Annotated in this window: 1 protein-coding gene and 1 pseudogene; both read left to right on the top strand. The window is 74.2% G+C overall.

Features of this window, described 5'->3' with window-relative positions; all coding sequences use genetic code 11:
* Positions 1–675 (top strand): VirB4 family type IV secretion system protein (locus tag ACFQ4H_RS34760; RefSeq protein ID WP_377579518.1); only part of this gene is annotated, 675 nt, incomplete at its 5' end.
* Between the two features lie 94 nt (positions 676–769).
* Positions 770–1,449: pseudogene (locus ACFQ4H_RS34755) on the top strand (type VI secretion protein); the annotation flags it as partial.

Here is a 1,449-nt window from a genome sequence, read left to right as displayed (position 1 = left end):
GCCCCACCGCTGCTGCGGGACCTGGCCGCGACACTGACCGCGGACGACGACCCGGCCGCGGCGCAGCTCGCCGCCCGGCTCTCGCCGTGGGTCGACGGATCGTTCAAGGACCTGTTCGACGGACCGACCACCACCCGCCCGGACGGGCACCTCGTCGTGTGGTCGCTGCGGCAGCTCCCCGACGAGTTGCGCACCGTCGGCACCCTGCTCGCCCTCGACTCGATCTGGCGGCAGGTCGACGCGCCGCCGGCCGGCGGCCCGCCGCCGCGACGCATCGTCGTGGTCGACGAGGCGTGGCTGCTGATGCGTGACGGGGAGGGCGCACGGTTTCTCTTCCGCCTGAGCAAGGCCGGCCGCAAACGACACACGGGGCTGACGGTGGTCACCCAGGACGCCGCCGATGTTCTCGGCAGCGACCTCGGCCAGGCGGTGGTCGCCAACGCCGCCACCCAGATCCTGCTCCGCCAGGCCCCCCAGGCGATCGACGCCGTCGGGGACGCCTTCGGCCTGACCGCCGGTGAACGGCGGCTCCTGCTCGCCGCCCGCCGTGGCCATGGACTGCTCATCAGCGGTACCAACCGGACCGCGTTCGAGGCCATCTCCAGCGACACGGAGCACACCCTGGCGACGACGAACCCGCTCGACCTGATCGACGACGACGCCGACGGCGTCTAGCTCAACCCTGTCGACACGGCAGGCGTGGGTGTCGCACCCGGTGCGGGTGCGACACCCACGCCTGCCGTTCGCGTGTCTGCGAAGGACCCCCGTCATGACCTCTCTCCGGCTTTCCCCATCGCCTTCGCCTGCTGGCACCGACCCCGGCTCGACCATTCCCCCGTCGCCGGCGACCCGGTGGATTTTGCACGCGACGGACTGGGCAAGCGATCGGCCGTGGCTGCTCGGCGTCGCCGCCGGCCTGTTCCTCGTCTGGATCGCCGGCCGGAACCTCCTCGCGCTCTGGCGACACCGGTACCACGCCACCGGTGCCCGGCTGGTCACCATCGCCCCACCGCCCGAGGTCGACGAGCACGGTGCCGCCGCCCTGTGGGCGAACCTGGCCGGCATCCTCACCCCGTCCCGCCGCCGCTGGCTGCTCTCCGGCACCCCGCACGTCGCGCTGCAGTACGCCTGGACCGGCCGGCAGCTACGCATCTCCCTGTGGGTGCCCGGCACTGTCCCGAGAGGGGCGGTCGAGGCCGCCATCCGCGCCGCGTGGCCTGGCGCGGCCACCACCACCAGCGAACCCGCCCCGGATCCCATCCCCGCGCGGACGCCCGCTGCGGTGGGTGGCCATCTGCTCCCCGTCGCCGCCGAATGGCTGCCGCTCAACGCCGACCACGACGCCGACCCGCTGCGCGCACTGATGGCCGCCGGCGCCCAGTTGCACGACGGCGAGTACGCCTGCGTGCAGGTCCTCGCCCGCCCCGCGGCCCCCGGGCGGGCGGGGCG

The sequence above is a fragment of the Micromonospora sonneratiae genome, from assembly GCF_042679305.1.
Lineage (GTDB): Bacteria > Actinomycetota > Actinomycetes > Mycobacteriales > Micromonosporaceae > Micromonospora_H > Micromonospora_H sonneratiae.
This window is presented reverse-complemented; position numbering and strand designations above follow the sequence as displayed.